Raw genomic sequence first — 26,742 nt, forward strand, 5'->3', positions numbered from 1 at the left:
TAAGCGACGGTCCGGATGACGCTCAAGGAGAACATCGGGAAGGACCACCTGCGTTACGACGCGGCCGCCGGGCTGGTCGTTTTTCTGGTCGCGCTTCCGCTTTGCCTCGGCATCGCGCTCGCGTCCGGCGCGCCGCTTCTCGCCGGCCTCGTCGCGGGTGTCGTCGGCGGCATCGTCGTCGGCTTCTTCTCGGGCTCGGACGTCAGCGTGAGCGGCCCGGCCGCGGGCCTCACGGTCATCGTCGCGACCGCGATCCACACCCTCGGCTACCCGTCCTTCCTCGCCGCCGTCATCGTCGCCGGCGTCCTGCAGATCGCCTTCGGCGCCCTCCGCCTCGGCGCGATCGCCGACTACGTCCCCACGGCCGTCATCAAGGGCATGCTCGCGGCCATCGGCATCGTCATCGTCTTGAAGCAGATCCCGCACGCGCTCGGCCGGGACCTCGACTTCGAGATGGACATGAGCTTCATCGAGCCCGACGGCAAAGAGAACACCCTCTCCGCCATCGTGAAGTCGCTGCTCAGCGCGAGCGGCGGCGCCGTGGTCATCTCGCTCGTCTCGCTCTTCATCCTGCTCACCTGGGACAAACTCGTCGTCCCGCGCGGAAAAATCTTCAAGTTGATCCCCGCGCCGCTCGTCGTCGTCGTCGTGGGCACCCTGATCAACGAGGCGTTTCGCCTCGGCACGAACGGGTATCACCTGAAGGGCGAGGACGGGCATCTGGTCTCGCTCCCGATCCTCGGCTCGCCCGTGGACATCGTCGGCGAGCTGTCGCGCCCGCTCTGGGCCGCCTTCAAGGATCAACGCATCTACATCACGGGCGTGACCCTCGCCGCGGTCGCGAGCCTCGAATCGCTCCTCGCTCTCGAAGCCGGGCAAAGGCTCGACCCGTACAAGCGGATCGCCCTGCCGAACCGCGAGCTCGTCGCGCAGGGCCTCGGCAACATCACCTCGGGCCTGCTCGGCGGCTTGCCCGTCACGTCCGTCGTCGTGCGCACGAGCGCGAACGTCTATGCCGGAGGCCGCACCCGCTGGTCGACGATCCTCCACGCCTGCCTCTTGCTCGCGGCGGTCCTCTTCCTCGGCCGCGTGCTCAATCACGTCCCGCTCGCCGCGCTCGCTGCGATCCTCATCGTCATCGGCTCGAAGCTCGCGCCGCGCTCGCTCTTCCAGCAGATGTGGCGCGAGGGCCTCGGCGCGTTCGTGCCGTTCACCGTGACGATCCTGGCGATCGTCTTCACGGACCTGCTCAAAGGCGTCCTCATCGGCCTTGCGATCGGCGTCTTCTTCGTCATCCGCACGAACTCGCACGCGGCGATGATCGTGGTCTCGCAGGACAACTACGCGCTTTTGCGCTTCAACAAGGACATCAGCTTCGTGCACAAGGCCGAGCTCAAGGAGAAGCTCGCGGCGATCCCCGAAGGCACGACGCTCATCATCGACGGCACGCGTGCCCTCCACGTCGATCGAGACGCGTTCGAGGTGCTTGACGATTTCGTCGAGAACGCGAAGTTCAAGGACATCAAAGTCGAATTCAAGAACCTGCGTGGGAAGCGCCCCGACGGGGAGCTCGCGTCGGGAAGGGAGTCGTGATGGACGCGTACAAAAAGCTCCTGCTCAGCAACAAGGCCTGGGTCGCCGAGAAGCTCGCCATTCGCCCCGACTACTTCGAGCGCACGGCGACGACCCAGACGCCCGCCTTCCTGTGGATCGGCTGCTCGGACAGCCGCGTCCCGGCCGAGTCCGTCACCAGCACCGAGCCTGGCGAGCTCTTCGTGCACAGGAACATCGCGAACCTCGTCGTCCACACCGACCTCAACATGCTCTCGGTGCTCCAGTACGCGGTCGAGGTGCTCGAGGTGAAGCACATCATCGTCTGCGGCCATTACGGTTGCGGCGGCGTCCGCAACGCGATGACGAACCGCTCCTTCGGCCTCATCGACAAGTGGCTGCGCCACATCAAGGACGTCTATCGCGCGCATCGCCGCGACCTCGAGACCCTCGCCGACACCGGAAAGCGCCTCGACCGCCTGGTCGAGTTCAACGTCGCCGAGCAGGTGCAGAACCTCGCCGAGACCAGCATCGTCCAGCACGCCTGGGCGCTCCACAACCGCCCCACGCTGCACGGCTGGGTCTACGATCTCCGTACCGGCTTCCTCAAGGAGCATGCCCGCATGGACCCGGGCACGCCGCTCGAAGACATTTATCGTTTCGATTTCGACGACGCGCCACCCAAGCGTTGACGTCCTCCCCCGAGGGGCGGGGCATGGCCATTTCCAGCCACCGCATGGCCGCCTGCGGCCATCGTGCCCCTCCTCGCGCGTGCTCTCCTCGCTCGTATGAGCACCGAGCACCCGCCGTCCTCCGCGACCTGGGTCGCGGGCAAGACGCTTTGCATCTTCTCGGCCTTCACGTACGGCCTCCTCACGGCGCTGATCGACGTCCTCGATCCGCACCACCTCCGCAATCCCGGTTGGCCGGGGCATGCGCGGTTTCACCTGTTATGGCTCATCAGCGGGGGAGCCCTGGGCGCGCTCACCTCCATGTACCTCTTCTGGACCGCGACGCCGCGTTCCCTTGCGCGCATCCGGACGGGCGCCCTCCTCGGCTCCCTCCACATCGGCGGATTCTTCCTGGCCGCCCTCTTCAAAAACGCGGCGGGCGCTGAATTCGACGCCGATGGCCGGGTCCTCTTCGGCTTCCTCCCGCCGGCCATGCTGCATTTGATGATCTCCGCGGCGCTGCTCCTCGCCGGCGTCTCGCTTTGCCACAAGAAAGGGGCTGCGACATGAGTGCTCGAACCGTCAGCACCCCTGTCCTTATCATCGGCGCTGGACCTTCGGGCATGGTGAGCGCCTTGTGCCTCGCGAAGCGCGGCATCGATTGCATCCTCATCGAGCGCCGGCAGGGGCTCGACACGCATCCCAAGGCCCACGAGCTTTCCGCGCGCTCGATCGAGATCCTCCACGAGCTCGGGCTCGGATACGACGAGCTCTCCGCGGAGGCATCGCCGGCGGAGGACGCGGCCAAAGTCCTCTTCTGCGACACGATCGGCGAGGAGTTCGGCTGCATCGATCTGCGCGCCGGCAGCATCGGGCGCAAATACCGCGAGCACCTCGAAGCGCCCATGCCTTACCTCAATCTCTCCCAGGTCGAGCTGGAGAAGATCCTGCACGAGCACGTCGCAGCCTCGCCGCGCATCCAGTCGTTTTACGACCACCAGTGGAATTCCTTCGAACAGGACGAGGAAGGCGTCACGAGCCGGATCGAAAACCGGGCGACCGGCGAGACGTTCACCATCCGGAGCCAGTACGTCCTCTGCGCCGACGGCGCGGGGAGCCGGGGCCGCAAGGCCCTCGGCATCGAAATGAGAGGCCCGGACAAGCTCCTCGACGTCGTCAATGCTTACTTCGAGGCCGATCTGCGCCACGTGGTCCGCACCCGCGGCAAGCTCTACTTCATCTTCTCGCCCAAGGCGCCGGGCAGCGTGTTCATCGCCCACCACGTCGAGAAACGATGGGTCTTTCATCACCCCGTGGCGACGCCGTACGAGAACATCGAGGAATACACGCCCGAGGTGATGCAGAAAAAAATCAAGGCGGCGCTCGGGTGCGACGACGTGGAGATCCGGATCACGTCGATGAGCCATTGGCGCATGACGGCGCAGGTGGCGGACCGCTTTCGGAGCGGGCGCGTTTTTCTCGTCGGCGACGCGGCCCATCGATTCCCGCCCACGGGCGGGCTCGGCATGAACTCCGGGATCGGCGACGCGCACAACCTCGCCTGGAAGCTCGCCATGGTGCTCGATCGACGCGCTCCGCCCGATCTGCTCGACAGCTACGAAGCCGAACGCCGCCCGGTGAGCCAGACGAACTGCGACGAGAGCCGGCTCAATTACGAGAGAATGGGCGAGGTCGCGGAGGCCTTCGGCATCAACGTGAAGGACGCTCGATGGCTGACCGAGACGCTTTCGAGCTCCACGATGCGCGCATTGCCCGAAAAGCTCCGCGCCTTCGCCGAACGACAGGCGCAGCGCTACGCCGAGAGCGTCCTCTCGCGGTACCATCGGGATCCCTCGGTGCGCGAGCGCGTCCTCTCGGCCATCGCGCACCAAAAATCCCATTTCGATCGGATCGGCCTCGACCTCGGCTACACCTACGAAGAGGGCGCGATCCTGCGCGACGGCACGCCGCCGCCGCCGTCCGACGACCGCGTGTCCTCGTACGTCCCCTCGACGCGGCCAGGCGCCCGATTCCCCCATTTCTGGCTCGATGGCAACGACCGCCGCCAGAGCAGCCGATCCCTCATCGATTACCGTGCTTCCACCCTGCTCGTCGGCGCGGCGGCCACGGCGCAGCCTTCGGACGTCGAGGCGCTCGACCAGGTCGAATCGCTCCACGGCGTCCGCCTCTTCAAGCTGGGCGCGGCGGAGATCCCCGCTTGTCACGTCGCCGCGGTGCACACGGCCTTGCAGATCGAGCCCGACGGCGCGCTCCTGATCCGGCCGGACGGACACGTCGCGTGGCGACAGCCGCGCGGCGTGACGTTGTCCGTCGCGCTGATCGCGTCAATCGTGCGGCAGGTGTACGGAGCCTAGGGCTTGCCCCTTTGCCGGCCGCTCGGGTACGGTCGGCTTCATGACGACCCCCGCCCCTGCCGTGCGCCCCCAGAGCCAGAGCACCGTCGCGGTTCCCACGGCGGCGCCCGCGCCCTCCGGCCGCCTCGCCGTGCTCTCCGCGGCGGCCATGGGTGCGCTCGCCATCCCGCTGCCGATCCTCCCGGATCGCATCGTCACGCGCCTGCGCGGCGCCCTCGCCCACGACACGGCCACCCGCCACGGGATCAGCCTCACCACGGACGCCCGCCTGATCCTCGCCAACGTCGACAGCGAGCAAAACGCCGCCCGCGCCCTCGGCCGCAAGGCCGCCGAGGCCATCGGCCTCGCCATCCTGAAGCGTGGTCTCGGCCCCCTCGGCGCCCTCACGAACCTCGCCCGCGCCCTCGAAGTCTTCGCCTTTGGCCACCTCTTCGACCGCTATGTCGCGCAGGTCCGCCGCTCCGGCGCCGTCCGCATCCATGCCGAAGAGGCCCGCAAGATCCGCGAGACCATCGACCGCGCCTTCCTGCACGCCTTCTCCCCGATGCTCCGCCCGACGCCGATCACCTTGCCGGACTCCATCGAGGATCTCCGCGACGAGTTCACCCGCTGGATCGACACGGCCATCCTCACGGGCGCCTCGCTGCCGAGTTACGTCGAGCGCCGCCTCGAAGCCGCCTTCGACGAGGTCGTGAGCCAGAATGGTTGAGCGAGACGCGGTCGATCTTTCCCACCCTCGCGCCGTCCTCGGAAAAACCCGGCGCGCCATCCTCAAGATCGGCTCGAAGAGCCTCACCGGCGACGCCTGGGACCGCCTCGCCCAGGACGTCGCCGCCTACCGCGGCCACCGCGCCGGACGCGGCGGCGGGCGCAGCGTCGTCATCGTCTCGAGCGGCGCGATTGCCCACGGCATCCAGAAGCTCGGCCTGAAGAGCCGCCCCAAGGACATCGCCTGGCTGCAAGCCGCGGCCGCCGCCGGCCAGAGCATCCTCATGCAGCGGTACGAGGAGGCCTTCGACAAGGTCGGCATCCCCGTCGCCCAGGTCCTGCTCACGCATGCCGACCTCGCCGACCGCGCCCGGACGAACAACGCCCGCGGCGCCCTCGGCGCCCTGCTCGAAGCCGGGTGCGTCCCGATCATCAACGAGAACGACGCCGTCGCGGTCGAGGAGATCAAGTTCGGCGACAACGACCAGCTCGCCAGCATGGTCGCGCCCCTCGTCGACGCCGACCTTTTGCTCCTGCTCTCCGACGTCGAGGGCCTGCTCGACGCCGAGGGCCGCCGTGTCCCGCTCGTCCGCAGCATCGCCGCCGAGGCGCGCCCGCTCGCGGGCGGCTCGACCTCGGGCGTCGGCACGGGCGGCATGACGAGCAAGGTCGAGGCGGCGCGCCGGGCGACGCTCGCCGGGGCCCACGTGGTCATCGCGCACGCCCGCGAGCCTGGGATCCTCGGTCGTGTCGTGTCCGGCGAGGACGTCGGCACCTTTTTCCCGGCCGTCCCCCAGCGCCTCAGCGCCCGCAAGCACTGGATCGCCTACACCCTCCGCCCGCGCGGCGTGATCCTCGTCGATCGTGGCGCGGCCGAGGCCATCTGCGCGAAGAACCGCAGCATCCTCGCGGTGGGCGTGCTCGGCGTCCGCGGCGTGTTCCAGCCGGGGGACGCCGTCTCCGTCGTCGACCCTGACGGCCGGGAGATCGCGCGTGGCCTCTGCCGCCTGTCGCCGTCCGACGCGGCGCGCGTGGCGGGGCAGAAGCGTGAGGAGGAAGGGGAGGAGATCGTGGTCATCCATCGGGACGACCTCGTCGTGCTTCCGATGGAGTGAGCTCAGGCTGGAGGGAGAGGGGAGGGGGCGGGGAATCGACCGCGGAGGCTCAGCCCTTGGCGGGCGCCTCGGTTCCGTCGACCTCGGCGGCCTTGGCGCTCTTCGTCCGCGTCTTGACGCCCTTCTTCGCGACTGCCGACCGGTAGGTCCGCGTCTTTTCGTATTTCGCGAGCAGGGCCTTGTCGCCCGTCGTCTTCGCGCGGCGCTCGATCGAATCGGCGAACGCGTTCACCTGCCGCTGCCTCTTGTCGTCTTCGAGCGCCCGCGTCTCTTCCATCATTTCGACGAGCTTCTTTATAGCGGGCAAGCGCGCGTCGAGCATCGCGACGCGCTCATTCGACTCCTGGAAGGCCTCGATATCGGATTTCGTGATGCCGGCCTTGTCGCCGAGGACGGCCTGGTTCGTGAGAATCTCGGTGACGACCTCGGCGAAACCTTCTTGTTCCGAGCACATACCCACCCGGGCGCGCGGCGGCAGGTCGACGAGGAAGTGCGCGAACGCGGTGCAATCGTGGACGAGCGTGTCGAGCGCGACGGCTCCAAGGGATTCGGCATGATGGGATCTCCTCCCCAAAGCGGGGGGAATGAATGGGGATTGCGACTCCACGCGCAACGGCGCGAGGAGGGTGGGGAGGATGCGTACGGCGGATTTGTTCGCAAGGGGCGGAATCCTGCTCTCGTGGAGGGAGATGCCGCGGGCGGGGTTGATCGATGCCGCGCGCGGGGTCGATCGATGCCGTCCGCGGCTTCCCCGAGGCTGCCCGCGACTCCCATGAAGCCGCGCGCGGGGTCGTCGATGCCGCGCGCGGCCTTTCCGAGGCTGCACGCAGGGACCACGAAGCCGCGCGCAGGGTCGAGGGACGCCGGCCGCGGCTTTGCAGGATGCCGCGCGCGAGGTCCGGGATGCCGCGCGCGGGGTCCGCGATGCCGTCTGCGGCTTCCATGATGCCGCGTGCGGGGTCCGCGATGTCGCGTGCGGCTTCCCTGAAGCCGCGTGCGGGGTCTGCGATGCCGCGCGCAGGGTGGCGCGATGCTGCTCGCGCCTTCGCCGATGCCGCGTGCGGCCCCTCCGACGCCGCCCTCGGACCATGTGTGCCGTAGCACGAATATCCCGTTGACAGCTCGTTCGGTCTCGGTAAGAGCCCGGCCGACAACGCACGAGGGGGGCTCGTGCGTGGAGGTTGTCGTCATGCGCTGGGCTGTCCTGGTCCTTTCCTTGCTGCTCGTCCTGTTTCCCTTCGCGCGCGCGAGCGACGAGCCCATGCCGTCGGAGCTCCCCGAACCGGCCCTCGCTTGTCCGACCTACGCCGGGCACCACGCATATCCGGCCATGAACCCGCTCGCCAAGGCGCCTGCGCAAGGCGCCCTGTCCCTCGACGGATCGTTTGCCGTGTCGGCCACGGGTTCGGCGACCCATACCATTCCGCTCATCGTGCCCCCGGGGCGGAGCGAGCCCGCCCTCTCGATCACGTACGACAGCAGCGTCGACATCGGCCTCCTTGGCAAGGGGTTTTCCTTCCAAGGGCTCTCGATGATCCACCGCTGCAGCGCGAACCTCGCGCAGGACGGCGCGATCCGCGGGGTCCGGCTCGACCTCGCGGACCACGTTTGCCTGGATGGACTGCGCCTGGTCCAGGTGGGCCAAGGGAAGGACACGATCGGCGCCTTCGCCGAGTACCGCACGTTCCCCGATACGCAGACGAAGATCCACGGGTATGGCGCGCCCTGGAAAGATGGCTTCGATTCGATCTATTTCGTCGCCTACCGGCGCGACGGTCGCATCGTCGAGTACGGCAAAAGCAATGCCGCGCGCGTCGTCTGGCGGCACGGCATCACGCGCGCCTGGAACATCGAGCGGGAGCGGGATCGGTTCGGCAATACGATCCGGTATCATTACACGACGGACGCGAACGCGGAGAGCGGCGCCACGCGCGAGCGCGTACCCGACCGGATCACGTACGCGGGTCACGTCGACGCGGACGGCGTCGAGACGCAGGGCAGCCGCGAGGTTCAATTCCGCTATACCGTCAACGACGGCGGCGCCATGTTTTACGAGGGGGAGCGCATCTCGCGGGACAAGCGGCTCGCCGGCGTCGACATGTTCGCCGACGGGGTGAAGGTCCGCTCCTACGAATTCGATTACGACCAGGATCCCATCACCGATCGCTCCTTGCTCGTGAAGGCCGAAGAATGCGCTGCGGGGGACCTCACGCAATGCAAGCCTGCCATGCGGTTCGGCTGGAGCGACGGCGGGGCCCAAGGCGGCTTCGAGGCGAGCCCGCTCTGGCCCCGCGTCCCCACGAGGAGCGAAGACCCTCAATATAGCTGGACCCTCGCCGACGTGACGGGAGACGGTCTCCCGGACATCGTCACGTCCACCACCCACCCCGAGACGGGAAGGAACCGCTGGTTCGTGTACGAGAGCCTCGGCGGCGGGAACATCGGTGTGCCCGTGGAGTGGGCGGACCTTTCCTATCCGACGGGCTTCCTCGGGCAGTGGCTCATCTCTCCTCTCGACTACAATGGCGATGGTCGCATCGACCTCCTCATCGATCAACCGACGGGCGTAGGCTGGAACTTCCACCACGTCCTCGTATCGAAGCCGGAGCCGTCGCCCCACTTCGAACTCGTCGCCACGAAGATCATGCGCCAGGCGCATTTCCTTGCATCGGAGTTCACGCTCGAGAGCGCTTCAGGCTGGACGCTCGCGGATCTCGATGCCGACGGCATGCTCGATTTCGTCGGATGCGACGACGAGCGGACGTGGTACGGGGGCGTGAATTACGTGGAGGACAATTGCCTCCCGGGCGAAGACTGCGAGCCATCGCTCGCGTACTGGCGCGCGCACCTGTGGAGACCGGGCGGATTCGAGGAAAAAGAGCGCCACATTCCGGCGCTCGACGGCGTGTCTTGCTGGACGATGAAGCGGTTCTTCGGGGCGGTCGACTGGGACGCGGACGGGCAGACGGAGCTCGTCACGGTCGACACGGACGGGACGTGGTGGGTGCATCGGCTCGATGTACCTTCCCTCGAGTGGGAGAGCCGGTCGACGGGTCTTCCCATGGCCAATGCCCTCGGCGTGAATGTGTGGGATGACCCGGTCGCGATCATGGTCTCCTATCCGCTCACGAAGGTGCACGCTGCGAGCATGAACGCGGAGTGGGATGGGCTCCGGGTGCTCTTCCCCGACGTCAATGCCGACGGTTATCCCGACCTCCTCCATGTAGGCAACCTCGGCACGAACATTGTCCCCTTCGTGTACGCCAACCACGGGCGCGACGAATTCGAGTTCTTCGGTGGGGTCTACGATCCCTTCCCGGGCGCCGACGCCTATGCGTTCGGATACTCGCCGTACGCGAGGGTCTTCGACTACAATCGTGACGGCCGCGACGACCTGTTCATGCCGGCGCCGGGATCCTGCGGAGATGATCCGTGTTACGTGGTGTACGAGAGCGGCAAGCTCGGGGAACAGGCGACGATCACGGCCACATCGATCCGGTTCGAGAATCCATACGGCGAGACCGTGCCCCCGCAATATCTGCTCCGCACGATCGATCTCGACGGGGACCAGGACACGGACATCGTGTATCCGTCCCACGACGCGCAGATGGTCGCGTACCGGAACCGGGCGCCGCGGCGCCTGCTCACGACCCTCACGACGGGAAGGAATCCCAAAGACCCGGGCGATACCGGGTTCGTGCCGGATGTCGAGATCACGTATGGTGATCTGCTCGATCACGGTGAGCCCACCTATGCGCCGCGCTCGGATCCGGCGAACGGTTGCACCTATCCGCGTGTCTGCGTCGTGGGTGGCGCCCCCATCGTCTCGTCGTACCGGATGAACAATGGCAAGAACGAGGCACGAAGGTTTGAGGTAGAGTATCGCGATGGCCGCGCGCACCGGCACGGTCGCGGGTTCCTCGGGTTTGGCGAGCGTATCTTGCGTGACCTCGACACGGGCACCGAGATTCACGAGCGCTCCGACAACGTGACGTTCGATTCCGTGCGGAAAACGTTTCCGTTCGCCGGAATGGTGATCGAGTCCGAGACGCGGATCTCCGCCGCGAAGGAGGAAGTGAGCACGTACCTCGTGGAGCCGGAGGTCATCCCGACGAACGGCGGCCTCACCTATTTCGTCACGACGCGGAGGACGGAGAAGCGCCGCGAGCAGGACGGCGACCTCCTCGAACGCACGTTTACCGTCGTCGATGACGTCGACACGTTCGGGAACGTGCTCGAGATGCGATCGTTTACCGATGGCGTCGACCTCCTGAACAAGACGACGCGCACGGTGACGAATGATCCCGCGCTGTGGCTGCTCGGCCTCGTGGAGAAGGAGAAGACGTGCAGCTCGGCGCTTGGCGAGACCCAGTGTCGGGAGATCGAGCAGGCGTTCGACCTCCGGGGCGCGCTTTGGCGGAGCACGCGCGCGTCGAACGACCCCGCCGCGCGGCGCGTGGTACACTTTCTGCGCGATGACTTCGGGAACGTCACGAGCGTGCTCGCGGACGATGCCTTCGGGCATCACCGGGAGGCATGCGTGACGTACGAGCCCTCGGGTACGTACCCGTGGGCGATGCGGAATGCTGCGGGGCACACGTCGTATCACGTGTTCGACACGGGTCTCGGCGTGGAGCTCTCGATGCGCGATCCGAACGCGCTCGTCACGAAATGGCGCGTGGACGGGTTCGGCCGCGTCGTCGAGGAGCACAGGCCGGATGGGGTCGTCAGCACGCGGAGCTTGACGCGCGCCAAGGATGGCGGGCCGCTCGCGAATGAATGGGCGCTGCACGTGCACGAGGCGACGCCGGGGCACGGCGCGCGGGAGACGGTGCTCGATTCGCTCGGGCGCCCGGTGCGGCAGCGATCGAAGGGGCCGGATGTGCTCATGTCCGGGATCTCGGAGTTCGGGGTCGGGAAGTGGATCGTTGCGGAGAGGTCGTACGATTTCCACGGGCGAATGGTGTGGGAGAGCAATCCGCACATCGAGGGCGACTCTCCGGCGGCCGGGCTCGGCACGACGTGGGAGTACGACAACGCCGGGCGCGTGATCTCCACGAAGGCGCCCTGGGGCGCGATTTCGAAGCATACGTACGACCAGGACCAGGTCTTCACACAGGAGAGCAACCCCGATGGGGGCGTCCTGACGAAGAGGACCCTTCTCGACGCGCTCGGGAGGCCGCTCACCGTCGTTGACGCGAAGAGTGGCGAGACGACGTATACCTATGGGCCGTTCGGGCTCGTGCGCGGCGTCGAGCTGCCCGACGGGACGTCCCGGGAGACGGTACACGACGATTATGGCCGGGCCATCGAGGAGACGGATCCGGACCGGGGCAAGACGACGTCCGTTTTTGATGGATTCGATCAGGTCACGGATCTCGTCGACGCGCTGGGGCGGCATTACAAGTTCGAGCACGATGTGCTCGGCCGGCTCACGCGCCGCGAGCAGGGCGGCGGGGTCTCGACGTACGAGTTCGACATGGCGGACCATGGCGTCGGCTTCCCGTCGCGTGTGATCGGCGCGGACGGGCACCGGGTCGAATACAAGTACGATTCGCTCTCGCGGCCGTGGTATACGACGCTCCGGCTCGCGGATACACGCGCGTTCGCGGCGTGGCGCAGTTATGACACGTACGGTCGACTCTCGAAGATCGCGTATCCGGGCGCGGGTGGTTTCAGCGTCTTCCACGAGTACGACACGACAGGCACGCTGACGGCGGTTCGCCAAGGGGTCACGCGGGATCTCATCTGGCAGCTCGACATGGTCGACGGCGCGGGGCGCACCGTCATGGAGACGTTCGGGAACGGGGCGCTCACAGAGCGCGATGTTTCACCGCGGAGCGGCGCCGTGGAAAGCATCTTCACGCACCACGGCACGAACATGCTCCAGGGACTCGTGTATCGGCGCAACGTGCGGCTGAACGTCGATTCGAGGGAGGACAAGCGACAGCAGAAGATCGAGCGGTTCCAGCACGACGAGCTCGATCGGCTCACGTGCAGCCGGGTGGAGGACTGCGAAACCCCGCTCTCGTGCCTCGAATGGAGTGGGCCGTGCGATACGGTGATCGAGTATGACGCCGTCGGCGATATCACGTTCAAATCGGACGTCGGGAAATACGAGTACGACCCCGCGCATCCGCACGCGGTGCAGTTCGCGGGGAGCGCGGCGTTCGCGAACGACGCCGTGGGCAATCAGATCACGCGGCCGGACGTGACCATCACGTATACGGACTTCGACCTGCCGCGGTCGTACGTGCCAACGGCCGGCGGCCCCGCCACCACGTTCGAATACGACGGCCATGGGGCGCGGGTGCTCGGCCGGCGTGGGGAGCGGGAGACGATCTATTTCGGGGATCTCTTCGAGCAGGAGACGGGCCCCGAGGGGGTCGTCGAGCGATACTTCGTGAGCAATGGCGAGCGGGTGGTCGCGATCTTCGAGCGGCGCGGCGAGAACGAGGCGCGGCGGTTCGTGCACGTGGACCACCTCGGCTCGGTCGACGTGATCACGGACGAGGCCGGCGCGGAGGTGGATCGTCGGAGCTTCGACGCGTTCGGGGCGCCGCGGGATCCCGCGTGGGGTGGGAGTGCCGGGGCGTCTGCGAGCACGGGGATGCGGCGTGGGTTCACCTGGCACGAGCAAGACGAAGAGGTCGGGCTCGTCAATGCGAAGGGGAGGATCTACGACCCGAGGATCGGGAGGTTCTTGCAGACGGATCCCATCGTCTCGGATGTGCTGTCCGGGCAGGCGTGGAATCCGTATTCGTACACGTTCAACAATCCGCTCGCGTACGTGGATCCGAGCGGGTATCAGTCCATTCTACTCGGCCCAGCGACGCAGCCCTCATTGCCCGGGAACGTCCTCGACGTCCTCATCATCGGCCCGCCGCGGATACCGAAGGACCCGGAGGCGATGACCGGCATCGTGGCGGCGTTCCGCGCGCATCTGCCGGGCCCGCCGCCGGCGTCGTTGCCGGACTCGGCGGAGCCGGAGGCGAGCTTTAAGGAATTGCCCGCGGTGCAGTATGGCGGCGGCGTGGTGGCGGGGGCGATGATCGGCGCGGTGCCCGGCGGGAGTATCGGGGCGCAGATCGCGATCGATTCGGGCGCATTGGCGAAGGGGACGCCGGACGCGCGATTCGGGAAGGCGGTCGGGGAGATCGGCATCGGGCTCGTGCAGATGGTGCTCGGCGTGGGCGGGTCGTTCGTGGGTGGTGGGATGAGCACCACGGGCGGGGGCGCGCTCGTCGGGGTGCCGATCGCGGTGGCGTCGGCCGGGCTGATCGTGAATGGGTATGCGGCGGTGGGGGTGGGGATTGACGGGTTGACGCAGGCTTGGTCGGAGGGGTCGGGAGCGGGCTCTGGGGGGGCAGCGCCATCGACTCCGGCCGCAAAGGGTGGACTCACAGAAGCGGAGAGGGCCACTAGCGAGCTAGCGGACAAGTTGCAGTTCACCGGGACGACGGCCAAGCACATGGCAGAGGCTGGACGTCACGTTCCGCGCCATACGTTGGCGGAGGCGATTCAACACGGCACCCGGATGCCTGACCCGCAGGGCGCTTCCGGGGCGATCAAGATCCTCCAGCAGATCACCGTCAACGGCAAGTCGAGGACGCTCGAAATCATCTATCGCGAAGCTGACAACACCATTCTGCACTTTCTCTACAAATGAACCTCATGGTCGAGTTCCACCCTGAAGTCAGACTGGCAGCGCGAGCTGCGTACCGCCGAAGCGAGCTAGCCTTGGAGTACGCTCTAGAGCCAACGCCAGCCGCGCCCGAGCGTAGTGGTATCCAGGCTAACGTGGATGCCGCGCTCGGCATTACCTCGCCGAAGTGGCTGGCCATCGCAGACACGCTCGTCATGGTGTTTTCGGGTCGCGATGCCTCTCTTACTGCGTTTGATGCGTACACGAACATCGACCTCTGGACACGCACAACGGAGTTGGCCACGCCAGAGGTGGTCGGCGAGGGGACAGTGCGTCTCTCTCTACCGCCCTCCGACACGGACCGCATCGACATGGGTGTCGTGCCTAGCTTCCAATACTCTGAGCGACAAGCTCGGCTTCGTATCGGCTTCGGGCGACAGCGACACGGAATTCGTCACTACGCGGTATCCGATTGTTTGATCGTTGGCATCGACGATGACGGCCTTGCGACCCTGGAACTGAGTCATCTTCGAGTCGAGTAGGCCTGGCTCGGAGAGCTCCACCGAACCAGCTCGCCAGCATGGTCGCGCTCCTCGTCGACGCGACCTCTTGCTCCTCCTCTCCGACGTCGAGTGCCGAGGGCCGCCGCGTCCCGCTCGTCCGCAGCATCGCCGCCGAGGCGCGCCCGCTCGCGGGCGGCTCGACCTCGGGGGTCGGCACGGGCGGCATGACGAGCAACGTCGTCATCCATCGGGACGACCTCGTCGTGCTTCCGTCCGAATAGACACCTGAGTTACAGTACTGGGACTATTTCGAAGTCCTGGCCGATGTCCTTCTTCCGTCACCCTCCCTTGTGGTTCCCTGCGGTTTGGCTCGTCGCGCTCGCGGCGCCGGGGGTTTTTGCTCAGACTGCCGCCGAATCTGCACCTTCGGCGTCACCCCCCAGCTCCGGAACGTCATCCCCCAGCCCCGAGACGTCACCCCCCAGCTCCGAGACGTCATCCCCCGCGGGGACTCCGCCCGCGGCCGAGGGGACTCCGCCCGCGCCCTCGGCGACCCCGCCCGCGCCCATCGCCCCCACGCCCACGCCGGCCCCGGGGCTCTCGAAATTCCAGGTGCAATCGCATGCTTACAGCGGCCTGCGCTGGGTGGGGTACACCGTGGGCGCCAGCATCCGCGGCGGCGGCGGCTTGTACGGCTCCTCGCTCGGCCAGGGCAACCCGCTCGTCACCGGCTACCGGTTCGTCGAGCGTGGCGGCTTCATCTCTGGCCTCGTGGTCGGCGGCATCTTCTACCTGCTCGGCGCGACCGTCGCGAGCATGCCCGACTCCGCCAGCATGACGACCACCACCGACACCCGCACGAACCAGTACGGCCAGCGCGAAGTCGTCACCACGAATCACTACACCGCGACCTACGATCGGAGCCCCGAGGCACGGCAGGCCGCGCTCGACGCCGCCGAAGCGAGCGCCAAGGGCCTCGTTGCTTATCGCCAGCAATCCTTCGAGCTCGACGTCTACACCCGCGACTGGTTCGGCTCGCAGCTCGGCGACGCCCGCGGCTACCGCATGAACTTCCTCTTCACCGTGTACACGGCCAAGCGCTTCATCATCGAGGGGGGCTTCGGCTTTGGTGACGTGAGCGCGATCATCCCGGGCAAGGACATCCTCGTCGAAGAGAAATACGTCGGCATTCCGATCCGGTTCATCGTCCCCTGGGGCCCGCTCTACGCGCAGGCCGCGCTCGATTTGAACTTCCGCGGCCTCGATTTCGGAGCGCTCTCGGAGGAGGGCGAGGTACGCAACGTCGACGGCCGGTCCATGACCGTCGACCCGGTGCGCCCCATTCCGCTGACCCTCTCGGTGCACGCGATGCTTTGGCGGCTCAACCTGTCGGTCGGCGTCGAGACGGCGCGACCGTGGACGGGCCAGTTCGGGTATGTCGCGACGGCGGGGGCGAGGTTTTAGCCATGGGACTCCGCATGCGACCGCTCGCCGCCGCCTCGATTCTCTTCGCGGCCCTTTCCTTCGCGCCCGACGCGGCGCGCGCCGACGACTGGAGCCCGCGGGACGAGTATTCGAGCGACGATCTCGCCTCGCAGCGCTACGGCCTGGGCACGACCCATTTCGCGAGCGTGGGCATCGTCTACATGCCCGGCTCCATCGTCGATTTCGAGGAAGACGAGCAGAACCCGCCGATCTCGGGCACCGGGTCTTTCACGGTGGCGGCGGCCGTCCTCCCGCTCCCCACGCTCTTCGGAGGCATGGGCGGCATGGAGGCGGATTTCTCCATTGGCTTTCCGGCCTTCAAGTCGTACTTCGGCGGCTTCGGCGCGAACCTCGGCCTCGTCGTGCAGCCGATCTCGTTCCAGCACCTGCGCGTGAGCCTCGCCGTGGGCGGCGGCTTCAATGCTCACGGCTATGGCTACGTGAAGCCGCGCATCGCCTTCACGATCGTGCCCGGCTACGTCGACGCCGAGGCCACGTACCGCTGGATCCCCGAGACCGCGAGCAACATCTTCGGCGGCCGGGAGGATGGGCTCGAGGACGAGGGTTTTGGCGAGCACAAGCTGCGCGCGTCCTTGTTCGTCTCGTTTCGACCGAAGACGGGCAACCTCGAAGAAGATTTCGGCAAGGTCGGCGTGCACCTCTTCTACGAATACACCCGCGTCAGCGGCGATGAAGAGGAGCTCGCCCGCGTCCGCATCCGCCCCGGCGACTACATGAGCTTCGGCCTCGCCGCCGCCCTCTGAGCCGACGGCGCCCCGGACATCCGCCACGCATCGTTCGAAATCCGGGAACCCACCGCCAGGAGCGCTGTCGGTCACACCATGCGCTCGGGCCTCCTCTTCACGAACGGCATCCTCCTCGCGGGCATCTTTGCGGTCCTGACCATCGGCCCCGGGACCCAGTCGAAGCGCCTCCTGCCCGCCGACTCCACCCAGGCCACCGAGACCCCCGTCGACATGGCCGCCCTCGAATCGGCCGCTGCGCTCGCGCCCACCGTCGATTCCGTCGTGGCCCTCGCCTCGGCGTACGTCGACCGCGGCCAGCCTGGCCTCGCGAGCGCCGTCATCGAAAAGGCCCCCCGCGCCATTCAGCTCGATCCCCGCGTCGCCGACGTCGCCGCCCGCGCCCTCTTCCACCGCGGGCGGGCGCGCCAGGCCCTCGCGACCGTCGAGGACGCGCTCGACGCCTGCGACGCCGAGGCCGTCGCGTGCCGCTCCTGGCAGGTCGCCAAGGCCCGGCGCCAGGCCGCGTTCCTCCACGAGGTCGTGGCCGCGGGCATCGACGACCCCATGACGGACCCCGCCGCCGTCCGGGCTGCCTACGAGCGTTCGACGCAGAAGGTCGGTCTTATCGCAATGCGTTAACGCCGCCGGGGGGTGTCCGCGTCACGTGACGTAAGACGCACCCAAGGAAAATCTGGCAGCGTTGTCGGATGCCCCATCGGCGCTGCCATGTCACGATTCTTCTTTTGGTTCGTCTCAGGGAGCGATGTTCGTGAGCCTTCGTCGCTGCGTACTCGGGAGGCGATTGCCAGCGTGTTGAACCGACGCGAACCCCGGTCCTCCCCACCTTCCTCGCTCGGCGCCCGCCTTTCGAGTGGTCTGCCCTGGGCGACGGTCTTCGTGTCCACCTCTCTCCTCGTCGGCTGCAGCCAGCCCACCAAGCGCCCGATTGCGACCCCCGCGTCGCACCGTCAGGCCGAGGAGCGTCCCTTCATCTTCCAGCCGCCCGTCGATCTCGACGTCGAGAACAAGATCAACGCGGTCGTGCGCATCGTGGGCGACGTGACGTGCACCGGCACGCTCATCGCCGAGGACCTCGTGCTCACGGCGCACCACTGCGTCTCGGAGCGCGACGCGGACGGGCAGGTGCAAAACCGCGACAAGGATCCGGAGAGCCTCACCATCGAGCTCGGCGGCGACGACCTGCCCTGGGGCGAGGTGAAGGTGCGCGCGATCGTGAGCCCGGATTGCGGCTACGTGTCCGGCGAAGGCGACATCGCGATCCTCGTGCTCTCGCGCAAGCTCGTCGGTGTCCCCACGCTGAGCCCGCGCATCGAGGAGGCGCCCGCGGCAAACGAGTCGATTTACCCGATCGGGTTCGGCAGGTGCGCGCTCTCGCGCACGCCCATCCACCGCATCGAGCGCGTCGGCGGGCCGATCGGCAAGGTGCGCAGCGGCGACTTCATCGCGGTCGCCTCGGTTTGCCCCGGCGATTCGGGCGGACCGGCGTACAGCCCGAAGCGGCAAGACGTGGTCGGCGTGGTCTCGGCCTCGGTGATGGATGGCGACGACGCCACGGCGGCGCCCTCGATCTTCGTGCGTCTCGACGCATGGCGCGAGCTCTTCAGCGCGGCCAAGGAGATCGCGAACGGGACGAGCCCGAGCGAGCTGCCCCCGTTCCGGAGCTGCCAGCGCTGAGGGTGCATCGCAGGCTGCTGCGCGGCTCGATGCGTCGGTCGACCTCGCTCGACGTACGGAGTACGCCTCGCTCGGCCTCCCTAGCCTCGAGCCGCTCGCGACGCCTGCGATACACCCTCAGAGGCGCCGGATGCTCGCCCGCCGGGGCGCGCTTGCGATACGATCCGCGCTTCGATGCAGAAATTCGGCAAAGCGCTCGGCTACACCGTCCTTGCCCTCGTGGTGGTCTTCGGGCTCCTCCGGGTGCTGCTTTTCAAGACCTGGACCGTGCCGACGACGCTCCGGCTTTCGGCGTCGGTCGCCCCCACGCTCGACGGCGGGGACTTCGTGGTGCTCTTGACCCGAGGCACGCCGGGCTTCGGCGACCTCGTCCGCTGCAAGGACCCCGAAGACCCGACCCAGTACGTGGTCGGCCGCATCGTCGGCGTCGAGGGCGACAAGATCGAGATCACCGGCCGCAACGTGGAGATCAACGGCAAGCGCTACAACCCCGTGCAAGCTTGCCCGCCGCGCGACTACAAGACCTTGCACCCCAACACCGAGGCCGAGGTCGAGCTCGAGTGTGGCGTCGTGGAGATGGGCGGGGGGTGGCATTACCGCGGGCAGACGAAGTCCAGGACGAGCCCCCTGATCTTCAAGGCCGAAGTGGGCGAGGGCATGGTTTTTCTGCTCAGCGACAACATCGACCTCTACGACGATTCTCGTGAGTTCGGTACGCTGGAGCGCGCTTCGTGCAAGGAGCGTGTCGTCTTCCGGTTCGTCGGCAAGAACGGCTGGGGCGACGAGGATGCCCGGATGAGGGTGATCCACTGAGCCGCCACGGACGATCCTTGTTTGCTTGACCCTCCTCGCGATCGCCGTCTAGAACCGGGTGTCCCCGAGGAACGACGTTGGGCAACGAGCAGCACGAGATAGGCATCGTTTGCGGACAGTGCGACACGTGGAGCCCCATGGGCGCCGCGAGCTGCACTGCGTGCGACAACGATCTGGCCCTGTTCGGGAGCCGGCAATCCGTGCTGCCGACGCCGCCTCCGCCTGCGCCCGTGCGCCCGGCGGTCTCGGCACGCCCCGCAACGACGCCCGCGCCGCCGCTCAATCGGCCCGTCGCGCCGTTGCCCGCGCCCTCCCTGGGACCTCGCCGCGCCCCCGCGGCCGGCGCCGTTCCCGCGCAGAAAACCCCAGCACGAAGCGAGTTCGCGGACCTATCGCAGGAGGAGCTCATGGAGCAAGCCCGTAACTACGTCTGCCGTTCCTGCTCGAGCGGTGTCCCCTCGGGCCACAAGTTCTGCGGGAGGTGTGGGGCTGCGGTTCCCCTCGAGATCCTCAACGCGCAGACGCTCTTCTTCGGGGACATGCAAAACCCGGCGAAGGCGAAGCTCATCCTGATCCGCGGCGAAGGCATGGATGGCCTGAGCTTCCACCTGAAGGCCGAGCAGCACATCGTCGGCAGGAACGGGCAGCTCGTCTTCCCGGACGATCCGTTCGTCTCTCCGAAACACGCGAACTTCTTCTACCGAGACGGCAAGCTCGTCGTGCGCGACGAGGGCTCGCTGAACGGCGTCTACATCCGCGTGCGTGGCACCGTCGACATCGTCCCGAGCGACACGTTCCTCGCAGGCGAGCAGCTCTTCCGCCTCGATGCGAGCCCCAAGCCCTCCGACGGGCAAGACCCGGACGGCACGTATTTCTATTCGTCGCCGAAGCATCCGAGCCCGTTCCGACTCACGCAGATCCTCCAGGGCGGCGCCGTCGGCATGACGGTGTGCGCGCGTGGTTCGTCCTTGCAGATCGGGCGCGAGGGTGGCGATCTGAACTTCCCCGGTGACCTCTACATGTCCGGCTCGCACTGCCGGATCGAGGAGAGCGGCGGGAAGTTCTCGCTGACCGATCTGAACAGCCGCAACGGCACGTACGTGCGCATCAAGAGCGAGCGCGAGCTCGGGCACGGCGACTATCTCTTCATCGGCCGCAAGCTCCTGCGCGTCGAGCTCAACACGAACTGAACGGGGCCGTCTTGACCACGAAGACCCATCGGCCGCTGTGCTTCGCCGACGCATCCGGCGGCGCGCTCGCGGCCCTCGGCGCCGCCGTCGCGCGCGCGCTCGGGCACACGGACGCGGTGGCGGCGACCCTCAGTGAGGCGTCGCCGCTGCCCGCCGAGGTGCCGGCCGTGCTCGCGGAAATCGGGCTGGAAGCGCCGGCGATCTTGAAGCTCGAAGCGGCGCTGTCGAATCCGCACACGGTCGTGTGGCTCGCGGAGGGAGCAGCGCCGGTGGCAGGTGCGCGGGCGCTTCCGTGCAAGCTCTTGCCGGCGGACGCGGGCGAGCTCGAACGGCTTTCGACGGCGCGAATCGTGCGGGACCGGATCGAGCGGATGCTCGAGACCGAGCACGCCGCGAGCTGAACGACGCCCTCACCCCCGGCCCCTCTCCCTCGCGGGAGAGGGGAGAAGACGCGCGTGCGAAGTGGGTCAGCGCTTGCGGTTCGCGCGGCGCGCGATGTCGTCGCGGGTCGCGGCGATCGTATCGGCGACGTCGAACGCGGCTTTCACGGCGGTCGTGAGCGCGCGGAGCACCGGCTCGGGGATGAGTTCGATGAGCCGTTCGAGGTCCACCGGGCCGTCCGTGTTCGGGACGTAGCGGTCCATCAGCTCGGCGAAGAGGTCGTACTTGCGCGAGAGGTCGTCGAGCCGCTTGCGGAGCGCGTTCGCCTCGTCGCCCTGCGCGTCGCCGAGCAGGCCGAGGGCGCGGCGCGAGAGAGCGCGTTTGTCCTGCACGACGCGGCGCAGGCGCGCGAGGTAGGCGCCGATGATCACGTCGGGGTACTTGCCCCGCAGCGTGTACGAGTCGTGCCGCGCGCCGGACTCGCGTCGGCGCTCGATGATGCCCGCCGCTTCGAGGCCGCGCAGGTTCGCGAAGATGTTGCTCTTCGAACGACCGAGCTCCATCGAGAGCTCGTCCATCGAGCGCGGGCTGTCGGCGAGGTAGAGCGCGGCGACGACCTGGCCGCCGAGCCGCGTGATGCCGGGGAACGAGGCGGCGATCTCCGCGCCCACGCCTTCGAGCAGCGCCTTTCGTGCGGCGACGACACGTTCGTCGGGCGTGCTCGGTTCTCCGTCCGGGTCTGGCCTGCGAGAGGTCATCGCGGGCGCCAATGTAGCGTCAGGAGTCGTCCATGCACAGGGACGCGTGTTTGCCGCGGGGCACGCCCTGGATGAACTCGACGGGGCATGCGAAATCGAGGACCGGGCCCGAGGGCTTCTTCAGCATCTCGCCGATCTCGATGGCGCTCGCCTCGGACCAGTCGCGCGCGCCGTCGAAGCGAGCGCGGATGATGCCGTTCTTGTCGATGACCCAGGTCTCGGGGAAGAGCTTCGTGCCGTAGCGGCCTCCGACGATCTCCGAGTCCGCGTCGAAGAGCACGGGGAAGGGCGGATCGCCGTCGAGCAGCACGCGCAAAAGGTCACGTACCTTCGTGCGGTCCTCGTCGATCGTCACGGTCACGAGGACCATGTCCTTGCGGCCGTGGAGCACGCGCGCGAGCGTGGCGAGCGAGGGCATCTCCTCTTTGCAGGGGCCGCACGTCTCGGTCCAGAAGTTGAGGAAGACGATCTTGCCGCGGAACGACGAGAGCCGGACGGGTTTGCCGTCGAGGTCGGGCAGCTCGAAGTCGGGCGCGAGACGATCGCGGCCGGCGTACGCGGGGCCGAGGCCACACATCGCGGTGCAGCTCGCGCGGACCTGATCGTTCTTCGCGGCGGTGACGAAGCCGAAGACGGCGACGGCCGCGGCCACGATGAAGAAGATCTGCAGGAGCGTGGACGACTTCATGCCTCGACCTCCATAGCGCACGGGCGCCCCTCCGCCCACATGCTCAAGGCGTCTCCTCGCGGAGCAGCCGCAAGAGCCGCGCCTCGTCGACGCGGTGCTTCATGATTTTACGCCCATCGAGCTCCACGACGGGCACGTCCCAATCGTAGGCGGCGCGCTTCTCGGCTGGGGCCTCGTGGTCGAGGTCCAGGACCACGAGCTCGAAGGGCTCCGTGCGGCGCACGCGTTCGAGGGCCTCTTCGGCCACGTCGCAGAGGTGACATCGCACCCGCGTGTACAGGGTGATCGTCTTCATGCGCTGGCGACGATGGAGAGGCTCTTCTTCGGCTTCTTCGGGGTGAGCGCCTCGAACGCGCGCTTGTAAGCGGCGAAGGCGCCGCCGCCATGCACGGCTTCGAGCACCGCGCGGCCCTCGGCCTCGCCGCCTTGCGCGAGCACGGCCTCGACCCAGGCCCACTTCGCGCTCGTCGAGCGCACGTCCGCGCGGCCCTTGAGGCCGCGGCGCAGCCGTTCGAGCCGCGCGTTCACCACGTCGATGCCCGCGAACGGCGCGTGCGCGAGCGGCGTGTTGCGCTTCGGGCAGAAGGGCGCGATGCCGAGCGCGATGGGGACCTTTTGCGAGAGCTCCGTGACGAAGCGGACGCACTCGTCCACGTCCTCGTCCTCTTCGCCGGGCACGCCGATCATCAGGTAGAGCTTCATGCGCGGCATGCCGTGCTTGCGCGCCATCTCGGCCGCGCGCTCGAGGTGGCGGATGCGCGCGCGCCGATCGAGGATCTCGCGCACGCGCTCGCTCGTGCCGTCCATCGCGGTCGTGAGCGTTCGGTAGCCGGCCAGCTTGAGCGCGCCGACGAACTCGTCGGAAAGCTTGTCCGGGCGCAGGCTGGAGAGGCCGACCTCGCAGCCGCGTTCGGCGAGGGGGCGGACGATCTCCACGATCTTCGGGTGATCGCTGACGGCGGCGCCGACGAGGCCGATGCGACGCGCGTCTTCGGGGATGAGGCCGAGAATTTTTTCCTTCGGGACGATGCGCATGCCGCCGTTCGTCGAGCGGCGCATCACGCAGTAGGCGCAGCCGCGCGAGCAGCCGCGCTCGGTCTCGATCAAGAACATGTTCGAGAGCTCGGTGTCGGGCGTGCGGATCGGCGCCCACGCGGGGAGGAGCTCGTCGTCGCACTGCGCGATGCCGGGCATGGAGGCGCCGTGGCGCGAGGGGACGAAGACGTGCGGGGTCTTCGCGAGCGCATCGAGCGCGGCCTCGCGCGAGGGCGTGTCGCGCAGGATTCGAAGAACCTCGACCGCGAGCGTGTCGGCTTCGCCCATGACGATGGCGTCGGCGAAGGCCGCGAGCGGCAGCGGGTTCGAGTTCGTCAGCGGGCCACCCGCGAGGATGAAGGGATCCCGCGACGAACGCTCTTCGCGGAGCGGCTTGATCCCCGAGGCTTCGAGCAGGCGCACGACGCCCGCGGTTTCGAGCTCGTAGGCGACGCTCATGGCGATCACGGGGTAGTCGCGGAGCGGGCGGAGCGACTCGTACGTGAGGGGGACGGCGCGCGGGCCGTGCTCGTCGTCGGGCAGGAACGCGCGATCCGCGGCCATGTCGGGCTCGTGCTGGATCGACTTGTAGACCTGCAAGAAGCCGAGCGAGCTCATGCCCGTGCGGTAGGGCGACGGGTAGGCGAGCGCGACGCGCCAGGGCGCGTGTTTGTCGAGGCGTCCGACCTCCTCGGCGAGGCGCCGCCGGATGGTCGCCACGGTGACGTCACGTGACATTCGGAAAGAGACTCCTTCAGCAGGCCCGGTGGCGCAAGCGATCCCAGCCGATTTCATCACGGAAACACCCGAGATCCCCGCGTCAGCGGGCGGAGGGGCGTGAGAGGTGCACGGCCTCGCCGTTGGTCTCCCAGACGACGTCGCCGCCCCGGTCGGTCCGGGCGATGGTGATGGCGCGCGCGCCGAGCGAGGCGAGGACGCCGGGGTCGGGGTGGCCGTAGCGGTTGCGCACGCCGGAGCAGACGAGGGCCACGCTCGGGCGAACGGCGTCGAGGAAGGGCGGCGTCGTCGAGGTGCGGCTGCCGTGGTGGCCGAGCTTGAGGAGATCGGCGCGGAGCGCGGCAGGGTGTTTTTGGATGAGCGCGCGCTCGGCTGCGGCCTCGGCGTCGCCGACGAGAAGCGCGGCGTGGCTACCGTAGGTGATGCGCAGGACGAAGGAGTTGTCGTTCGCGCTCTCGTCGGGGACGAACCCGGGGCAGGGGGCGAGGACTTCGACGGTCGCGCCGCCGATCACGTGTTTGCCGCAGAGCGTGTCGGGCCTGCGAATGGGAATGTTACGGTGGCGTAGGTTCGCGAGCATCGCGGCGTACGTCGGTCCGGCGCCGTGGTCCTCGCCCTGGCCCGTGTCCCAGAGCTCGCCGACGTCGATCGCGGGGAGCGTGGAGATGAGCCCGCCGAAGTGATCCGGGTGCGGGTGCGAGAGGACGACGATGTCGACGCGTTCTTTGCGGAGCGCGCGCAAGACGGGGAGCACGACACGCGCGCCCGTGTCGACGGGGCTTCCCATGAAGCCGCCGCCGTCGATGAGCATGGTTTTTCCGTCGGGCAGATCGACGAGGATCGAATCGCCCTGGCCCACGTCGAGGGCGCGCACGCGCAGCAGTCCTTTTGAGCTCCCAGCATATGCAGCGCACTGCTCCAGCACGAGGAGCGCGGCAAACCCGAGCGCGAGGGCGGTGCCGCGGCGAAGAGCGTCCTTTGCGAGGGCCGCCGCGAGCGCGGCGATGGCCACGGCCGCGAGCTGCGAAGGCGTGGGCGGCGGGAAGGTGACGATCCCGCCGAGATCACTCGTCACGCGGGCGACCGCGCGCACGGCGATGAGCGCGCCCGAGCCGAGGAGCGCCGCGCCACGCTCGACCGGAGGTGCCCATGCGAGCGCGGCGTGCAGGAGGCACACGGGCAGCGCCGCGAGCTCGCCGATCGGCGCGGCGACGAGGTTCGCGAGGATGCCGAGCAGCGGCAAGGAAGGCGTCATCATCGCGAGGAACGGCGTGCAGCCGACCATCGCGGCGAGCGTCGTGGCGATGGGGCGGAGCACGGCGCGGACGGGCGCGGGGCCACGCACGAGCCGTTCCGCGATGGGTCGATCGAGCCCGAGCAGACCCGCCGTCGCCGCGGCGGACAGGACGAACGACGGGTCGCTGCCGACGAGCGGGTCGAGGATCGCCGCGAGGAGGAGCGATCCGCCGAACGCGCGCACGCCGCTCGGGCGACGGCCGAGCGCGCGCACGAGCATCACGACGGAGAGCATGCCGGCGGCGCGTAGAGCCGAGCCGCTGCCGCCCGCGAAGTCTGCGTAGAGCCACGACGTGGGGATCGCGAAGGCCGCGGAGAGGCGACCGACGTCGAAGCGCGCCGAGAGCGGCGTGACGCGCAGGAGCAAAGCGCGCGCGGCGGCCGCGAGGCCCGCGACGGCGAGGACGAGGTGCGTGCCGGAGACCGCGAGCAGGTGGGACAAACCGCTGCGGCGGAAGGCTTCGTTGTCGGCCTCGTGAAGATCCGTCTCGCCGAGGACGAGGGCGCGCGCGAGCGGCTCGGCTTCGGGGTGGAACGTCGCCTCGATGCGGCGGCGCACGTGGGCGCGGGCGCGATCGATCCAGGTGGTGATGCCCTGGCCGCGAGAGACGCGTTCCAGATCGACGAGACCCCCCGACGCGGCGACGCCGCTCCGCGCGATGGAGGGACGCGGGTCGGGAAGGCTCTCGTTCAGGAAGAGATGGACCGGGGCGAGGTCCGCGACGAGACGCACGCGATCGCCACGCGCGAGATCCTCGGGCGCGCCGTGGAGCCGCGCGCGGAGCGGCTCGGCGAGCGAACCCCGTTCGCAGGCAGCCTCGAAAAACTCGACCTCGATGCGAGCCTGGCCGCGTTCTTCTTCCGGAGGCGTGGGTTCACGCTGCACCACCGGCGAACGCAGCACGATGGCTTCTCCTTCGCATCGACCTGGGGGCCCGAGCGCCTCGGTCACGCGCGCGTGCAAGGCCGCGGCCTCGTCGATCGCCGCGCGGGCACGCAGCGCGCCGAACGCAAGCACCAGCGCGAGGCCCACGAGCGCCCACCGTTCGAGGTGACGGCGCAAGAGGAAGAGCGAGATCACGGCCGCAAGCGCGGCGGGAAGTGGCGCGCGTGCCAGGGCGGAACCCGCCGCGAGCGCGAGAGCGGTGAGCAGCAGCTTGTCGGTCACGTACCGCGATGCAGCAATCGCCGGGCCGCCCTCGAATCGGCCGGAATTCCGCGCGATCGCTCACCCAAAACCCTGGCGCCGCCATGGCGGGCCCCGGCGCCCGCCACCTTGGCGAAGGCGCGTCACGCGCCCTCTCCCCTACGTGATGCAATCGGATTGCAGGATTCCGCGCCGCGTAAAA

Annotated in this window: 22 protein-coding genes; 16 read left to right on the forward strand and 6 right to left on the reverse strand. The window is 68.2% G+C overall.

Annotated features, from left to right (window positions below):
* Positions 1-15: 15 nt before the first annotated feature.
* The 6 genes from KEG38_RS11295 to proB all read left to right on the forward strand — a co-directional run bounded on the left by KEG38_RS11295 (position 16) and on the right by proB (position 6,420).
* On the forward strand, positions 16-1,593 hold the full coding sequence (locus KEG38_RS11295; RefSeq protein WP_272419347.1) for a SulP family inorganic anion transporter: 1,578 nt from the start codon (positions 16-18) through the stop codon (positions 1,591-1,593).
* Positions 1,593-2,243 carry a carbonate dehydratase gene (gene can, locus KEG38_RS11300; protein WP_272419348.1) on the forward strand — a complete coding sequence of 217 codons (651 nt, stop codon included), beginning with the start codon at positions 1,593-1,595 and terminating at the stop codon, positions 2,241-2,243. The genes KEG38_RS11295 and can overlap by 1 nt, the downstream gene beginning before the upstream one ends.
* A gap of 96 nt (positions 2,244-2,339) precedes the next feature.
* The gene (locus KEG38_RS11305) at positions 2,340-2,792 is read left to right on the forward strand and encodes a hypothetical protein (protein ID WP_272419349.1); all 453 of its coding nucleotides are present in this window, start codon (positions 2,340-2,342) and stop codon (positions 2,790-2,792) included.
* Positions 2,789-4,597 carry an FAD-dependent monooxygenase gene (locus tag KEG38_RS11310; RefSeq protein WP_272419350.1) on the forward strand — a complete coding sequence of 603 codons (1,809 nt, stop codon included), beginning with the start codon at positions 2,789-2,791 and terminating at the stop codon, positions 4,595-4,597. The genes KEG38_RS11305 and KEG38_RS11310 overlap by 4 nt, the downstream gene beginning before the upstream one ends.
* Before the next feature lie 40 nt (positions 4,598-4,637).
* The gene (locus KEG38_RS11315; RefSeq protein WP_272419352.1) at positions 4,638-5,306 is read left to right on the forward strand and encodes a hypothetical protein; all 669 of its coding nucleotides are present in this window, start codon (positions 4,638-4,640) and stop codon (positions 5,304-5,306) included.
* A complete protein-coding gene (proB, locus tag KEG38_RS11320; protein WP_272419353.1) occupies positions 5,299-6,420 on the forward strand; it encodes a glutamate 5-kinase in 1,122 nt (373 codons plus the stop codon). Before KEG38_RS11315 ends, proB begins: the two co-directional genes overlap by 8 nt.
* Before the next feature lie 49 nt (positions 6,421-6,469).
* Here proB and KEG38_RS11325 read toward each other — a convergent pair whose 3' ends face one another.
* Complete coding sequence (locus tag KEG38_RS11325; RefSeq protein ID WP_272419354.1) at positions 6,470-7,033, reverse strand: hypothetical protein; 564 nt, start codon at positions 7,031-7,033, stop codon at positions 6,470-6,472.
* 576 nt (positions 7,034-7,609) lie between these two features.
* On the opposite strand from KEG38_RS11325, the gene KEG38_RS11330 reads away from it, so the two are divergent.
* From KEG38_RS11330 to KEG38_RS11375, 10 genes are all read left to right on the forward strand, one after another.
* Positions 7,610-14,089, forward strand: a complete 6,480-nt coding sequence (locus tag KEG38_RS11330) for an FG-GAP-like repeat-containing protein (RefSeq protein WP_272419355.1) — start codon at positions 7,610-7,612, stop codon at positions 14,087-14,089.
* Between the two features lie 131 nt (positions 14,090-14,220).
* Positions 14,221-14,607, forward strand: a complete 387-nt coding sequence (locus KEG38_RS11335) for a hypothetical protein (RefSeq protein ID WP_272419356.1) — start codon at positions 14,221-14,223, stop codon at positions 14,605-14,607.
* 38 nt (positions 14,608-14,645) lie between these two features.
* Positions 14,646-14,849: a hypothetical protein gene (locus tag KEG38_RS11340; RefSeq protein ID WP_272419357.1), complete on the forward strand. Its 204-nt coding sequence runs from the start codon at positions 14,646-14,648 to the stop codon at positions 14,847-14,849.
* Positions 14,850-15,180: 331 nt separating this feature from the next.
* A complete protein-coding gene (locus KEG38_RS11345) occupies positions 15,181-16,032 on the forward strand; it encodes a hypothetical protein (protein WP_272419358.1) in 852 nt (283 codons plus the stop codon).
* Positions 16,033-16,034: 2 nt separating this feature from the next.
* Positions 16,035-16,817, forward strand: coding sequence for a hypothetical protein (locus KEG38_RS11350; protein ID WP_272419359.1), 783 nt, complete (start codon positions 16,035-16,037; stop codon positions 16,815-16,817).
* A 78-nt stretch (positions 16,818-16,895) separates the two neighbouring features.
* Complete coding sequence (locus tag KEG38_RS11355; protein WP_272419360.1) at positions 16,896-17,438, forward strand: hypothetical protein; 543 nt, start codon at positions 16,896-16,898, stop codon at positions 17,436-17,438.
* Between the two features lie 258 nt (positions 17,439-17,696).
* Positions 17,697-18,494 (forward strand): trypsin-like serine peptidase, encoded by a 798-nt coding sequence (locus KEG38_RS11360; protein WP_272419361.1) that lies wholly within the window; start codon positions 17,697-17,699, stop codon positions 18,492-18,494.
* A 174-nt stretch (positions 18,495-18,668) separates the two neighbouring features.
* Complete coding sequence (gene lepB / locus KEG38_RS11365; RefSeq protein WP_272419362.1) at positions 18,669-19,307, forward strand: signal peptidase I; 639 nt, start codon at positions 18,669-18,671, stop codon at positions 19,305-19,307.
* Between the two features lie 77 nt (positions 19,308-19,384).
* Positions 19,385-20,497, forward strand: coding sequence for an FHA domain-containing protein (locus tag KEG38_RS11370; RefSeq protein ID WP_272419363.1), 1,113 nt, complete (start codon positions 19,385-19,387; stop codon positions 20,495-20,497).
* Between the two features lie 11 nt (positions 20,498-20,508).
* Positions 20,509-20,898, forward strand: a complete 390-nt coding sequence (locus KEG38_RS11375) for a hypothetical protein (protein ID WP_272419364.1) — start codon at positions 20,509-20,511, stop codon at positions 20,896-20,898.
* Positions 20,899-20,964: 66 nt separating this feature from the next.
* On the opposite strand, the gene KEG38_RS11380 is transcribed toward KEG38_RS11375, so the two are convergent.
* The 5 genes from KEG38_RS11380 to KEG38_RS11400 all read right to left on the reverse strand — a co-directional run bounded on the left by KEG38_RS11380 (position 20,965) and on the right by KEG38_RS11400 (position 26,561).
* Positions 20,965-21,636: a GbsR/MarR family transcriptional regulator gene (locus tag KEG38_RS11380; protein ID WP_272419365.1), complete on the reverse strand. Its 672-nt coding sequence runs from the start codon at positions 21,634-21,636 to the stop codon at positions 20,965-20,967.
* Positions 21,637-21,655: 19 nt separating this feature from the next.
* Entirely contained in the window at positions 21,656-22,324 is a 669-nt protein-coding gene (locus tag KEG38_RS11385; protein WP_272419366.1) for a TlpA family protein disulfide reductase, read from the reverse strand.
* A gap of 43 nt (positions 22,325-22,367) precedes the next feature.
* A complete protein-coding gene (locus KEG38_RS11390) occupies positions 22,368-22,619 on the reverse strand; it encodes a glutaredoxin family protein (protein ID WP_272419367.1) in 252 nt (83 codons plus the stop codon).
* The gene (locus KEG38_RS11395; RefSeq protein WP_272419368.1) at positions 22,616-24,097 is read right to left on the reverse strand and encodes a B12-binding domain-containing radical SAM protein; all 1,482 of its coding nucleotides are present in this window, start codon (positions 24,095-24,097) and stop codon (positions 22,616-22,618) included. Before KEG38_RS11395 ends, KEG38_RS11390 begins: the two co-directional genes overlap by 4 nt.
* Positions 24,098-24,179: 82 nt before the next feature.
* Positions 24,180-26,561 (reverse strand): DNA internalization-related competence protein ComEC/Rec2, encoded by a 2,382-nt coding sequence (locus tag KEG38_RS11400; RefSeq protein WP_272419369.1) that lies wholly within the window; start codon positions 26,559-26,561, stop codon positions 24,180-24,182.
* Positions 26,562-26,742: the final 181 nt, after the last annotated feature.

The organism is Polyangium jinanense, from assembly GCF_028435265.1.
In the GTDB taxonomy this organism is placed as follows: domain Bacteria; phylum Myxococcota_A; class Polyangia; order Polyangiales; family Polyangiaceae; genus Polyangium; species Polyangium jinanense.